The organism is Methanobacterium spitsbergense, assembly GCF_019931065.1.
In the GTDB taxonomy this organism is placed as follows: domain Archaea; phylum Methanobacteriota; class Methanobacteria; order Methanobacteriales; family Methanobacteriaceae; genus Methanobacterium_B; species Methanobacterium_B spitsbergense.
The window spans coordinates 1-13,511 of the sequence record NZ_JAIOUQ010000014.1 but is presented as its reverse complement, the minus strand read 5'-3'; the positions used below and the strand labels follow the sequence as shown (position 1 = coordinate 13,511).

12 protein-coding genes are annotated in these 13,511 nt (G+C 33.6%); 8 read left to right on the top strand and 4 right to left on the bottom strand.

Translation table 11 applies throughout. From position 1 onward, the window contains the following. Nucleotides 1-37: 37 nt before the first annotated feature. Nucleotides 38-2,731 (bottom strand): PAS domain S-box protein, encoded by a 2,694-nt coding sequence (locus K8N75_RS11365; RefSeq protein ID WP_223792176.1) that lies wholly within the window; start codon nucleotides 2,729-2,731, stop codon nucleotides 38-40. Nucleotides 2,732-3,071: 340 nt separating this feature from the next. On the opposite strand from K8N75_RS11365, the gene K8N75_RS11360 reads away from it, so the two are divergent. Continuing rightward, nucleotides 3,072-3,392, top strand: a complete 321-nt coding sequence (locus K8N75_RS11360) for a lipocalin-like domain-containing protein (RefSeq protein WP_223792333.1) — start codon at nucleotides 3,072-3,074, stop codon at nucleotides 3,390-3,392. Beyond that, nucleotides 3,379-4,017 (top strand): hypothetical protein, encoded by a 639-nt coding sequence (locus tag K8N75_RS11355; RefSeq protein ID WP_223792175.1) that lies wholly within the window; start codon nucleotides 3,379-3,381, stop codon nucleotides 4,015-4,017. Before K8N75_RS11360 ends, K8N75_RS11355 begins: the two co-directional genes overlap by 14 nt. Before the next feature lie 68 nt (nucleotides 4,018-4,085). On the opposite strand, the gene K8N75_RS11350 is transcribed toward K8N75_RS11355, so the two are convergent. Together K8N75_RS11350 and K8N75_RS11345 are read right to left on the bottom strand one after the other, a co-directional pair. Next, on the bottom strand, nucleotides 4,086-6,671 hold the full coding sequence (locus tag K8N75_RS11350) for an ATP-dependent helicase (RefSeq protein ID WP_223792174.1): 2,586 nt from the start codon (nucleotides 6,669-6,671) through the stop codon (nucleotides 4,086-4,088). 63 nt (nucleotides 6,672-6,734) lie between these two features. Further along, nucleotides 6,735-7,472 carry a metallophosphoesterase gene (locus K8N75_RS11345; protein ID WP_223792173.1) on the bottom strand — a complete coding sequence of 246 codons (738 nt, stop codon included), beginning with the start codon at nucleotides 7,470-7,472 and terminating at the stop codon, nucleotides 6,735-6,737. Nucleotides 7,473-7,981: 509 nt separating this feature from the next. Here K8N75_RS11345 and K8N75_RS11340 point away from each other — a divergent pair. From K8N75_RS11340 to K8N75_RS11315, 6 genes are all read left to right on the top strand, one after another. Next, on the top strand, nucleotides 7,982-8,533 hold the full coding sequence (locus K8N75_RS11340; RefSeq protein WP_223792172.1) for a PadR family transcriptional regulator: 552 nt from the start codon (nucleotides 7,982-7,984) through the stop codon (nucleotides 8,531-8,533). A 12-nt stretch (nucleotides 8,534-8,545) separates the two neighbouring features. Next, complete coding sequence (locus K8N75_RS11335) at nucleotides 8,546-9,556, top strand: ABC transporter ATP-binding protein (RefSeq protein WP_223792171.1); 1,011 nt, start codon at nucleotides 8,546-8,548, stop codon at nucleotides 9,554-9,556. A 5-nt stretch (nucleotides 9,557-9,561) separates the two neighbouring features. Further along, entirely contained in the window at nucleotides 9,562-10,746 is a 1,185-nt protein-coding gene (locus K8N75_RS11330) for an ABC transporter permease (RefSeq protein WP_223792170.1), read from the top strand. A 150-nt stretch (nucleotides 10,747-10,896) separates the two neighbouring features. After that, nucleotides 10,897-11,367 (top strand): 4Fe-4S ferredoxin, encoded by a 471-nt coding sequence (locus K8N75_RS11325; protein WP_223792169.1) that lies wholly within the window; start codon nucleotides 10,897-10,899, stop codon nucleotides 11,365-11,367. Nucleotides 11,368-11,635: 268 nt separating this feature from the next. Further along, entirely contained in the window at nucleotides 11,636-12,214 is a 579-nt protein-coding gene (locus K8N75_RS11320; RefSeq protein WP_223792168.1) for a HEAT repeat domain-containing protein, read from the top strand. A 72-nt stretch (nucleotides 12,215-12,286) separates the two neighbouring features. Beyond that, on the top strand, nucleotides 12,287-12,502 hold the full coding sequence (locus tag K8N75_RS11315) for a hypothetical protein (protein ID WP_223792167.1): 216 nt from the start codon (nucleotides 12,287-12,289) through the stop codon (nucleotides 12,500-12,502). Between the two features lie 86 nt (nucleotides 12,503-12,588). Here K8N75_RS11315 and K8N75_RS11310 read toward each other — a convergent pair whose 3' ends face one another. After that, the gene (locus K8N75_RS11310; protein WP_223792166.1) at nucleotides 12,589-13,431 is read right to left on the bottom strand and encodes a carbon-nitrogen hydrolase family protein; all 843 of its coding nucleotides are present in this window, start codon (nucleotides 13,429-13,431) and stop codon (nucleotides 12,589-12,591) included. Nucleotides 13,432-13,511: the final 80 nt, after the last annotated feature.

Sequence of the window (13,511 nt, the reverse complement as noted above, 5' to 3'; positions counted from 1 at the left end):
ATTTAAATTATATTTAACCGAACACATGGTTTTTTTTTTATTCGGATTTGTTGAAAAGTGCAATTGGATCTGAGATCTTAATTGTTTTCTCCATTTCTTTGATTTTGGTTATGTCTTGGATAACTCCATCATAGTACTTTATATTTCCAAAGTCATCTCTAATAACAAAAGCAGATACTGATGCGGTGAATGGTGTGCCATCGTGCTTCTTAAATTTAAGTTCTTCGTTTTTAACGTGTCCAAATTTCATTATTTTATAATCGAATTTAATTTTGTCTTCACTGTCCTGGAAAAGATAAGAAGCTTTAATTGCAAGGATCTCTGTTTTTTTATATCCGAACATGTCAAGAAGTGCGGGATTTGCATCTACAAACTTACTATGTGGCCCTACTGTGCATCTGTAAACACCAACACTAATGTTATCAAAAAGGTTTCTATACTTCTCTTCTGCATTTTTTCGTTGTGTTATATCAACTGCCACACCTGCAATACGCTGAATTTTAGGGTCATCTTTTCTGAGTGTAAAAGCCTTTCCCCATATCCACCGAATACTGCCATCTGGCCGTCTTATCCTGTATTCTATCCCATTTTTTTTCTCTCTTCTTACTTCATGTGATGTTCTGAATATGGTATCTACTACCTCTTTTCTATCCTCGGGATGTATTGATTCGATCCATGATCTTGGATTATCGAAAAGGCTTTCCCTGCTGCATCCCCAAACCTTCTGATAGGCCGGGCTTATATAAAGTAGTTGACTCATTTTTGGATCTATTATCCAGAAAACCTCTTCCATATTTTCTGTCATCTGTCTGAACTTTTCTTCACTGCCTTTGAGTTCATATTCAACTAGTTTGCGCTCTGTTATATCCCTGATTATGGATGTTGTAAACCTTTCACCATCAACATCCCATGCTGTTATAGATATCTCAATTGGAAATTCACTTCCATCCTTTCTGTGACCGTAAGACTCGAATAATTTTCCAGATAGCATATGTTTACCTGTTAACTTGAATTTTTCCTGTCTTCTTACGAACTCTTCTTTGTAACGGCCGGGAATAAGCATGTCCACAGATTCTCCTATAATATCATGTTCATGGTATCCGAATATTCTCTGGAGACTGTCATTGCAGAATACAATTCTACCTTCTAGATCTGTAATTATTATGGCATCAACTGCAGAACTAGCAACGGTTCTGAATCTTTCTTCGCTCTGTTGGAGTGCGTTTTCTGCAATTTGTCTTTCGGTTATATCGTCAACAGTCATTAAATATTCATTGTTTTCAAGCAAAACTGGTACAAAGTCCACTATTTTCTTTTCTCCATTTTTACAATAAACTTCATAGGTCCTTGGCCGTTTTTCTCCGGGTGCAGCGTCTTTAAAATCATTTTTCCATGTTAAAATTGCATCTCTCCTCTTTTCAACATCAGGAAATGCTCGTTTAAACCATTCTTTACCATTAGGAATCTCATTTAGATCATAGCCAAACAATTCTACGAATTTAGGATTTACATATTTGTAAACACCATTTTCATCTATTAACACCATACCAAATGGTGCATTTTCGGTAAGACTCATAAATCTGTTTTTTTCTGCACTAAGAGCTTTTTTAGCTTTTTTAATATTACTTATATCCCTTCCTTCTGGAACCAAATATTTAACTTTCCCATTTGAATCATAAATAGGGTGCATGCTGTAATCTATCCAGATCATCCCGTTTAAGGAGTTCACTTGGATTTCATGTCTAATTGTCTTTCCCATAGCACAAAGTTCAATGTCTCGTTTTATTGATGCTTTAACTTCTTCAGAATAATCCCACCAAGGTGTTTCATAAAACAATAGCCCCTCAACATCACTAAATTTTTTTCCAATAATTTCCAATGGAGTATTATTTACAAAAATAACTTCTCCTGTTGGTTTTAAAACAGCTACAAATGTTTGCATATCATTTAGTGTTCCAGAAAAAAAGTTTTCCCTGTCAATAAGATCTTTTTCAATTTTCTTTTGAAGGGTAATATCATGTGCAATAATTTGAATACTCGATATTGAACCATCAGGATCTTTTATTGGCTGTATTTTTGAACTAAACCATTTATCACTGCTATTTATTTTGGTTTTTTCATTAGTTAAAATACCCTTACCCGACTCAATTACATTTTCTATTGATTTCATCTGGGAATCAGCATATTGTTTTGGGAAAATATCCCACATTTTTTTACCTTTCAAATCTTCAGGAACTCCCCCAAAGTATCGTGCTGCACTGGGGTTAACTAAAACAAATTCACCATCTTTACTTATAATTGCTATAGGATCATCTGCATTTTCGACTAGGAGCTTGTATTTCTTCTCGCTTTGATGAAGTGCCCTTTCCATTTTGCTTTTGTATAACTCCATTTCCATTGTTAATTTCAGTTCTTTTGCATTAACCGGTTTTCTAATACATGAAAAACTTTTAGGTAAATTCAATAATTTTTCATCTGTAGGGGAGGTAAAAAAAATAACAGGAACTTTAATATTTTGTTTAATAATTTCAAGGACTTCCCTTCCAATATTTTCATCCTCAATAGTTATATCAACTAAAATTAAGTCATTATTTAATAAATCATCACTGAAAAATTGGTTATTTGAAAATCTTGTTGTTGTTACATTATAATCCCATAAATCAAGCCATCTTGTTATTTTACTGGCCTCTATAACATCTTCTGTTATTAACAGGGTTTCAAGATCATACATGTTTTTACCATATCGATATGTAATAAGAATAGACTTATTATTTGCTATTCAAGCCAAATAGAAAATTTTATACAACTAAATTTTTAATGCAAAAATCCATTTAAAATAATAATTTATTGTACTTTGTAAATATTTTCAATAAAAAAAAATTATTGGTATATGGGGATAAATCTAATTTTAAATTGATATCCGTTTTTTTAATGGAAATTTCTATTGTAATAAATTAAATTGGGGCTTAAAAATAATTTGGAGTGAAGAATAATGGATAATGATCGATTAAATGAACTAAATGATACAACCAAAGACAATATTGCACGGGTTCTGTGGATGAGTAAATTTGATGCGGATAAAATTCCGGGATATTAAGCTTGATTCCACCAAGGATTTTATGCTACAGGGAAATAATGGCTGCCTTCCATGTTGCTGTGAAGTTGGAACTCTTTACTACTCTGCAACTAATTTGGCCCTTGATGGGAAAAATAGTACCTTAAAATTGGGTGGTGAAACAATAAAGATTACAGAGGGAAAATTCTGGTTTGATCATCAGTGTGGAAACTCGCTTGAACCCCTAGGAAATTCCCGTTGCGAAATTATCAGAGCTGCAAGTACAATGAACAGAAACACATACAATGGGTTGGGACTGGTTTATGGGACAATTTGATGGAGATAAAGAAATTACATTAGCTGCACCACATACTGATGCAGATATTGAATTTTTTCAACAAACAGGACCAGAATCACCAGGGGTTATGGAAGTAGTGGTCACAGGAAAATATGTAGATAAAACTGGAAATTCAGATGATATCTCTGGAACATTAAAGATCGATAAATGGGTTAAAAGTGAAAAATCATCTGATCCTGAAAAGTACTGGATAACACATACATGGTACCCAAACAGAGGGAATTTTACCTTCAATGAAATTCTTCCCAGAGATATTAGAAACTTCCAGATGACCCCCGTAGTAGATGGTGGTCAATCTGGTTTTAATGCAAGCGATGCCCAGTATTCTGGGGGAGGTGTTTACATCAAGAATCTCGATGGAAAACTCATAGGGCGAGGTTTTGCAGAATCTGTGTATTATGATGATGTAGCACGGAATATGCTTTATTTAGCTGGTCTACCAGTTACAGATGAGATGTTGAGTTTGGTTAGAAAACCATATGCATCTTCAATTCTCAAAATTAAAAGCATTTTAAAGCTTTTAACACCAACAAACAGGGCTAAAGTTAAAAAAATATTGGACAACTGTATGGAAGAGGGTTTACCTAAAACTATGATAGGATAATTTTTTAATCGAAAAATATATGAAGTACCTCAAATATGTTAAACCATAATTTAGGTTAAATATTATCCCTATACATCCTCCCCAATTTCTTTTATTATGGCCTGATGCATCCTTCTTATAAATTCTATACGTTCCTCATATTTTAACACATCCAGATAGCTCTGTGCAACCAGGTTAAATGCAAATGGTGAGGGTATTTTGGTATCAATTTTGGTTATGTTCATCCGGCCATCTTGGATCATCTTAAGTACTTTTTTTGCATTTTTCACATCCATATAATCCTCAATTACTTCACGCCTAGCTTCTTTAAGTATTGAAAAGTTATCGTCAAGATCTTTAACAAACTTAAGAAGTATCTTACCCTTTATCTGTTGTCTTGAAACACTCTTTTCATTTCCTTTATACCTTCTAAGTATCATTAGCGATCTTCCAGCACAGTGACGGAATCTTGCTGCCAATGTTTCGGTTTTATCAATTGCTTTTATTAAAATTTCCTCGATATTTTCAGGTTTGAGTTCATTAAACACATCTAATCCACCTACCTTACCATCAGAGCTCAAATAAAAACCATTATCTGAAACAGATATCATTACATCGCGTTTATATTTTTCTGCTATTAAATATGCTACAGCCCTCGAAAGTGCATCGTTTACTCTTCTACCAAATAATGCATGGAAAATAACAAATTTTCTTCCCCCATATCCCTTGTAAAATTCTATGAGTAAATTTCTGGCACTTGGTATCTGTGCAAACATGTATTGTTCCCTGAAATAGCTGTAAATTGAATTGGCGGCATTGTAATCTACGTATAGAAATTCATGGATAAACTTGATTATTTCATCCTTATCCTTCTTGCTTTTAAATTTCACATCCATTATAGCCCTGAAGTTCTGGATAGACATTGCCAAGTCAAATGAAAGTGGCAGCTGCTCCGAGAACCAAGAAGGAATTGTTGGTGGCCCTGATGAAGGAGTTACATTAACTGTCATTCCCCTAGCATAGTTGAATCTGTATATTTTTCCCCCGAGCACAAATGTATCACCTTTCCTGAGTTTTTCCATGAAGTCCTCTTCTATACGGCCGATAACTTCTCCATTGCACTTGACTCTGGCTGCAGATCTGTCAGGGATTGTGCCTATATTAGTTGAATACAACATCCTTGCAAGTTTTCCACGTTTCCCAAACTGTTTCTCCTTGTAGTCAACCCATATCTTTGCATAAACATATCTGTCCTCTAAACTAGTATAATCACCGGCCAGATAACTTAAAACACTTATAAAATCGTTTTGGGTAAGGTTTCTGTAGTTGTAGCTTCCCCTAATAATATTGTATGCATTATCTATGTCCCATTTTCCTTCAATAGCCATTCCATATATCTGCTGGGATAAAACATCGAGACAATTTTGAGGTATATGTATCTCATCAATTTTACCTTCAATAGCATTTTTGAGAATGAGTGAACATTCAACAAGATCATCTCTCTCAACAACAATAATTCTTCCCTTGGACTTATCATGAAGTTTATGACCGCTTCTACCAATACGTTGAAGAGCTCTTGAAACAGATTTAGGTGAACTTACAAGAACTACCAGATCAATGTACCCTATGTCTATACCAAGTTCCAGTGATGTTGATGATACAACAACCTTTAATTCTCCATCCTTTAATTTATTCTCCGCTTCTAATCTAAGCTCCTTTGATAGGGATGAATGGTGAGCCATTATGTTTTCATGGCTGTAAAAATCTGGAAAGTTCTTTTTAAGATTAAAAACAACACTCTCTGTTCCGCTCCGTGTATTAGTGAAGATAAGTGTGGTTTTATGTTCATTTACAAGATCATGCAAGAGGTTGTAGAGTGCTGTATTAACATCTTCAGGATCAGACATCACAATATCTTCTACAGGGCATAATACTTTCATGTCGAGCTGTTTTAGATAATTGACATCAACTACTTTACAATTTCTAACAAGACCATTTTCATATCCCACAAGGAAACTGGCTATCTTTTCCAGAGGATGTACTGTAGCACTCAGACCTATCCTTGTGAATCCTCCTGTAAGACTCTGCAAGCGTTCAAGTGTGAGACTCATGTGAACACCACGTTTGTTGTCAGCAAGTGAATGAATTTCATCAACAATCAAGTATTTAATATCCTTGAGTTTGTCACGGAATTTAGGTGCACATAAAAGTATTGAAAGTGTTTCTGGCGTGGTTATGAGAATGTGTGGAGGAGTTTTAAGCATTTTAGAACGTTGATACTGGCTTGTATCTCCTGTTCTGACAGCTTTTCTTATTCCCAATTTTTTTCCTGCTATTGCCTCTATCTCTTTCAATGGTTCTTCCAGGTTCTTTTCAATATCATTGTCAAGAGCCTTTAATGGGGATATGTAAAGACAGTACACTCTATCTTCGAGTTCATCTTGTTCTGCTAGATGTGTTAATTCGCTGATTATTGATAGAAATGCTGTTAAAGTTTTTCCAGAACCAGTTGGAGAGGAAACCAGCACATTTTCACCAATATGAATATCCATTATAGCGTAACGTTGTGCTTCAGAAAAAGTTTCAAATTTTTCTTTAAACCATTTTTTGACCCACGGATGGAGTATCTTATATATTTCTCCGTCTTTATAGGCTTTTTCCTGTTTTTCTATCATATATTTCCCTAAATTAAAATGTAAGTAAATTTTTTTATATAATTTCTGATTTGATTATTATTTTTAGTAAAATTTATTTTTAACCGCCAGAATATCCTTAATTTTTCCAAAATATAACACTTCAAAGTTTTCTACACCATATACTTCAAATTCTTCGATTGATCTATTCTTTAGAAAGGGGGATAACGGTTTTTCATGAAGTATGTCTGATCCTTCTGTTACGAAATTGAATGAAGGCATTACAATGATATTTTTCTCTTTGTAAGTTCCCTTAAGGAAACATTTAATTTTCTCGAGTCTTTCACCGTTTCTAATACCTATACATGGATGTTCATGACCTATTATTATGGTTGAATTATCTTTGGCCATTATATCATCGGTAATCTTGTCCCCATGCATTATAATGTAATTACCGAGTGAATATGTTTCGTATACTGCTAGATCTGATTTTTCAGCAATGAATTTGGTGAAGTTATCATGATTACCCTTTATAAGAATGACTTCATCAAAATTCTCCTTTAGAAATTCTATGAAGTTTTTGGCTTCCATCCATTCTTGCCTGGTTATTCTTCCAAATTCATGTTTAAGATCTCCGTTTACAACAACCCTTGTCACGTTGTACCTTTTGAGTATTTCATGTAACCTTTCTAGGATCATTTTATACTGAAATCTTGGAACCATAATCCCCTCCCGGTTAAGTGATTGTTCATATCCAATATGAAGGTCGGATATGATCAAAGTATTTTCTATGAAAAGTCCGAGATCAGCAATTTCAGCGTTATAAATTAATTTTTCTTCCATTTTATCGTCTAAATATTAAACTAAGTAACAATTCGTTTAAGATAATTTAATTGAATTATAAATTTTCTTGATTTTCTATTTCACTATTTCTTTTGTATATGAAAATAAGGAGTAATCAATGAAAATACAAGGTATTAATTTGAATATTTCTTTTGTTACTAAAGAGTATCGCCGTATATATAAAGCTGATCAAAAATATGAAAATCACGTATAAAAACTGATATTCAAATCAATTATTAGTTAAATATGGTCATTATTTCAATTTAAGAGTTTTGTACCTGATATTAAGTGTACATAAATTAGTCCTTATATTTTTTTTCCTATGGTTTCAACGATTTCCAAAAAGTATTTATATAAGAATCGTTATAATATCGAATAATCGATATCGAATATTTGATATTGATTTATGATTAGAACTTTAATATTTAATATAGGGGAGTTATTGTCCCTTATTCAATATCTACTAACAGATATTATTTCGATAAATCGATATGGAGGAATGGATACAATTGTGGAACTCATTTAAAAATCTTCATGAAAAATTTCATGAAAGAATAGAAGAAATGCAAAGACTTGGTGGTTTAAGAATCTGGATAATTCATGTTCTAGATGAAGGGCCCAAAAATGGGGTTGAAATAATGGACTCCATTGAAGAGCACCATAATGCTATCAAAATGCGCCATATGAAAGAAAATAATGAGATCGATAGACGCATACTACATAAAATGAAACACCACACTCAACGTCCTTCACCCGGCTCAATCTATCCTATGCTTAAAAAAATGGTTGATGAAAATTTGATCATAAAGAGGGAAGACAGCAAATATGAATTAACAGGTAAAGGGCAGGAAATTGCCCGTAAAGTATTTGGACACTATCAACTTCATGGAAAACAAATGGATCGTAGTGCATATGCAGTTGAACATGCAATAGCAGAAATTGACAGCTTCATATCTTATTTAGAGGATATAAAAAAGGATAAATTAAGTTCATACGAAGAAATGTTAAATGATTTAAGTGTAAGACTCAAAAATTTAAAAGAATCATTAAATGACGATTAATTGGAGGAATATATGACTGAACACGCTATTAAATTAAATAATCTGACTAAAAAGTTTGGTGATTTCACAGCCGTGGATAATTTATCCCTTCATGTTGAAGAGGGAGAGATCTTCGGTTTTTTAGGCCCAAATGGTGCAGGTAAAAGCACTACAATAAGGATGCTTTGTACCCTTGCTCAACCAACATCAGGGTCTGCACTTGTTTCAGGTTATGATCTTGTTGAAGATTCAGCGAAAGTCCGTAAGGAAATTGGACTAGTTGCAGAGAAGATGATAATGTACGACACACTTACTGCGGCTGAAAACCTTAGATTCTTCGGAAAACTTTACGATATGCCGAAAGAAAAAATTGAATTACGTATTGATGAATTACTCGAACTTGTTGATATGCAAGAATGGAAAAACACACAGATCAACAAGTTTTCAACAGGTATGAAACAGCGTATAAATGTGATCAGAGCACTCTTACCCGAGCCTAAAATACTTTTCATGGATGAACCAACTCTCGGACTTGACCCTCAGACAACATTTTCTATTCGGGAAATTATCAGAAACATCAACAACAACGGAGTAACAGTGATACTCACAACACATGCAATGACAGAGGCTGAAGCTCTGAGCGATCGTGTAGCAATTATTGACCATGGCAAAATAGCAGCTTTAGACACTCCTGAGAACCTGAAAAATATGTTGGTTAACAGTGACATAACCATATTCACAATGAAGATAATGAATCTATCCTCTAAACTGATTGAACAGTTAAAAACATTGAAAATTGTAACTGCTATTGCACAGCAGGATGATCACCATATTAAAATCAGTGCTACGGGTAAAGATGCTCTTAATCAGATTATTGACAAGATCAGATTAGAAGGCGGAGATATTTTCTCAATTGTTAACAGTAACGAATCAACACTTGAAGATGTATTCCTGACTGTAACAGGTAAGGAAATGCGTGATCAGGCAACTGAAAAACCAGCCCCTGTTCAGCATGGACATGCACCCAAGGCTAGAGTGAGATGAGTACTATGGATATAATAAAAATATTAAAAGATAGCTATCATATAATGGCCAAGGACCTTCTTGCGCTTAAAAGAAATCGCATGTCACTCGCAGCTTTAGTTATAATGCCCATAGCTTTCCTTGTTATGTTTGGTTTCATTTTCCCAAGTGGTAACACACAACAAAACATGCCAGTTGGGATTGTCAACCTTGATCAAGGACCAAGTGCAACAGCATTTACAACACAGCTTAATACTCTGAATAAAAACGCCAGTTATATGAGCTTTGAAAATTTCTCTACTGTTGACGACGCCAAAACACAGATCAATAGAGGAAAGCTCTATGGGACATTCATTATACCGCCAGGCTTTTCATATAATATGACACATGGACAATCTGCCAATGTAATTGTATATGTTGATAACAGCAATCCACAGGTTGCCACACAGATCCAAAGTGTTGCAACAAGTACAATAACTGGATTGAATGGTATGCAAGCAGAAAATAATGTTATGGAAATGGGCAAATCAACAAACCAAACTGTAAATGCACAGGCAGTTGTGTTCCCATACACACCAAATGTTAAAACCACAATACCGGGTCAAACAAATTACTTCAACTTCTTGGCACCTGGACTGATGATCATGATCGTTATGATGACGGTTATGACTGGAATTCCAGAGGCCATCTCAAAAGAGAAGGAAATGGGAACTTTTGATGGAATGTTGTCTGCACCAATAAATCAGGTTTCCATTATTCTAGGCAAAACAACTGCATTATGTGTAAGAGGATTTGCTCAGTGTATTCTGATATTAGTGCTGGCCATGCTATTCTTTGGAGTTACAATCCAGGGAAGTATTATGCTAGCATTTGTCATGCTTATACTGGGAATATTCAGTTTTGTGGGAATTGGAATTGTAGCAGTTTCAATGTCTGAAGATCAGGCATCAAGCACCATGCTTGTGAACCTTTTAATGTTCCCAATGATGTTTTTGGGAGGTGTTTTCTACCCGATCCAACAGATGCCATGGTTCATGCAGACAATCTCACAGTTCATACCATTGACATATGCTGCTGATGCAATGCGTAAAATTATGCTCTTAAATGCAGGTATTGGGGATGTATTCTACCAGATCTTAATACTTGTTGCATTTGGTATTGTTACAATGGCAATTGCAGTACCGCTCTTCAGAAAGTCAATGACTAGGTAAATAGTGTTTTATTGAAAAAATAAAATATTTTAGATAAATAGTGGATTTAATTCCACTAGTTATCATTTTAAAAAAAATGTTTGTAAAAATTAAAAAAATGAAAAATAGGAGGTAAATATATGGAATTTGAATATAAAGCAAGGATGATTATTGAAAAGGAATGTGAAGACTATTTCTTTGGCATTGCTGATTATTGAAAAGGAATGTGAAGACTATTTCTTTGGCATTGCTGATTTATCTCACGTACAAAATTCGATTATAGAACAATACAGTGCACTGTTTGATGAATATCCAAGAGCCATCTCAATAGGGATTACTCTACCTTTAACCAAAGATGGATTGATGAATGATAATAAAAAAGTTTATAACTTTACAGATCGGAAATTGAACAACATTACAGAACATATAAGTAATTTATTAGAAGCTGAAGGCTATAATGCATTTCCTTTTCCTAAATCAGAAAAAACAAAAGATAACACATTTATATCTTTGAATTTAATTGCTGCAAATCAGGCCAATCTGGGACAGATTGAAAAAAACGGTTTGCTCACAACACCAGAAGTAGGTTCAGCCGTTAATTGGGGAACAGTGCTTATTGATGCACCAATTAAAATAAAATAACACCAAACTACTTACTTTTTATGCGCTCATATAATCTTTTTTTTAAGAATATTCAAATATTTGGAGTCAATTTTTATTATTTCCGCTATCATAAAATGATAAATATTTCTAAAATTTATTTTTAAGATATATTTTTATAGTTATTTAGTGTGAAATTATACTAACAAAGTAAACATTCAAGATATTGAAAAATTAAAATATGAAAATAGACTTCATTTGAATATTAACTTGGAGTTAAATTTAATTAATTGTGATTATGGTGTTATAAATGGATGAAACTAAACAATCAGCTGAAATTGAAACTTTAATTGAAAAATTATTAGACTCAGATCCCAAGGTAAGAACAGATGCAGCATTAGAACTAGGAACCTCCGGCCAGGGATCTGCTGTTGAACCTTTAATCCTGGCTCTTAATGATGAAAATCCTGATGTAAGATTTCAAGCATCAAAATCACTGTCGGAATTAGGAAAACCTGCAGTTGAACCCCTTGTAAAAGCATTAAAAGGTGAGGAAGGTAATACAAAAAGGTATGCCACATTTGCCCTTAAAAATATGGGTGATGATAATGTAGTTGAACACTTGATAGTGGCTTTGAAGGATGAAGACTGGAGTGTCAGGAAAACATCTGCAAAGTCTTTAGGTGAAATGGGCAGTAAGAAAGCTGTAGAACCCCTTATAGATGCACTGCAAGATGATGATTGGGGCGTTAGATGTTCAATTGCCAAAGCATTGGGAGACATAGGTGATGAAAAAGCAATAGACCCTGTTAAAAAAGCCAGAAGAGCTGCAAAAGGAGATAAAGAATTTAAAAAAGTTGCTACCAAGGCACTTAAGAAAATAGGTTAAAAATTATCCACTTCAAAATTTTTATCTCTTTTTTATTAATTGTTTTTATGATCATAACCAGGAGATGTTTAAATGAGCTGTTACATCAGGCACATGAAAGATTTTCTTTCAGACTTAGATATTGAACCTGAAACTAAAGAAGAACGCAAAGAAGTAGATCTGGCCATTAGGAATGCTATATGTAAAAAAAGTACAGATAAATGTAACGAGGTATGGAAAGAGTTAAAAATCTGGCTTGATGATACTCAAAAGAAGAAAAAACTTCAATCAAATTTAATGAATTTTTGATATTAATATCATGAAATAATATTTTTGAAATTTGATCGATGTGTCATTCATATCAAATTAGGACATCTAAAAAGATTTATTTATTTTTATTTATTTTTAATAATTTCAATTAAATCATAAATGTCAGTACGCCTATTTTTTAAAAGTGGCAGTTCTTTACGTACTTTGTAGATATAATCTTTATCTATGGTTGCGTAAATTATCTCTTCATCTTCATCTGCTTGTGCAATGATATTTCCCCATGGATCCACCACCATTGAATGACCATATGCTATGTATGCCATGCCAATATTTTGGGATGGTGACGCAACAGCCATATATGTCTGGTTGTCTATTGCCCTAGCACGTATTGTAGTTTCCCAGTGGGCTGGTCCTGTTGTCTTGTTAAATGCTCCAGGTACAACAACTAATTCTGCTCCTTTTATAGTCATCAATCTGAAAAGTTCAGGAAACCTCATATCGTAACATATTGCCACTCCAATTTTGGCTAAATCCGTTTCTAAAACTGTTATATTATTTCCCGCTGTTATTACTTCAGATTCTTTAAATGTTATCTCATTTGGAACGTTTATATCAAAGAGATGCATTTTCCGGTGTATATTAATAACTTTACCCTTCATATCAAAGATGAAACTTGAGTTGTACAGTTTTCCATCGAGTAATTCAGGTATAGAACCCGCCACTAAATAAACACCATTATCTGCTGCAGCATTAGAAACTGATTTTAATGATATACTACTATCCATTGATTCAGCATAGGCTAGAAATTTGTTGGTATCATAGGGACAGTTAAACATTTCAGGTAATACAACCATTTCTGCCCCATTATTAGAAGCTTCACAGATCATTTTAGTTGCTTTATCCAGATTTAGCTCCTTATCATCCACAACATTCATCTGACATACAGCAATCTTAAAATTATTTTTCATATTGAATTTCCATTTTTTTTTTAATTAGAGGTAGTCTCATAAATTTTTTTATATTTTTGGAATTTTTGGATTTTTTTTAG

Coding starts and splice junctions, on each gene's coding strand:
- K8N75_RS11365 (WP_223792176.1), bottom strand. CDS start 2,731: ATGTATGATCTTGAAACCCTGTTAATAACAGAAGATGTTATAGAGGCC.
- K8N75_RS11360 (WP_223792333.1), top strand. CDS start 3,072: ATGCGGATAAAATTCCGGGATATTAAGCTTGATTCCACCAAGGATTTT.
- K8N75_RS11350 (WP_223792174.1), bottom strand. CDS start 6,671: ATGATAGAAAAACAGGAAAAAGCCTATAAAGACGGAGAAATATATAAG.
- K8N75_RS11310 (WP_223792166.1), bottom strand. CDS start 13,431: ATGAAAAATAATTTTAAGATTGCTGTATGTCAGATGAATGTTGTGGAT.
- K8N75_RS11355 (WP_223792175.1), top strand. CDS start 3,379: ATGGGACAATTTGATGGAGATAAAGAAATTACATTAGCTGCACCACAT.
- K8N75_RS11345 (WP_223792173.1), bottom strand. CDS start 7,472: ATGGAAGAAAAATTAATTTATAACGCTGAAATTGCTGATCTCGGACTT.
- K8N75_RS11335 (WP_223792171.1), top strand. CDS start 8,546: ATGACTGAACACGCTATTAAATTAAATAATCTGACTAAAAAGTTTGGT.
- K8N75_RS11320 (WP_223792168.1), top strand. CDS start 11,636: ATGGATGAAACTAAACAATCAGCTGAAATTGAAACTTTAATTGAAAAA.
- K8N75_RS11315 (WP_223792167.1), top strand. CDS start 12,287: ATGAGCTGTTACATCAGGCACATGAAAGATTTTCTTTCAGACTTAGAT.
- K8N75_RS11330 (WP_223792170.1), top strand. CDS start 9,562: ATGGATATAATAAAAATATTAAAAGATAGCTATCATATAATGGCCAAG.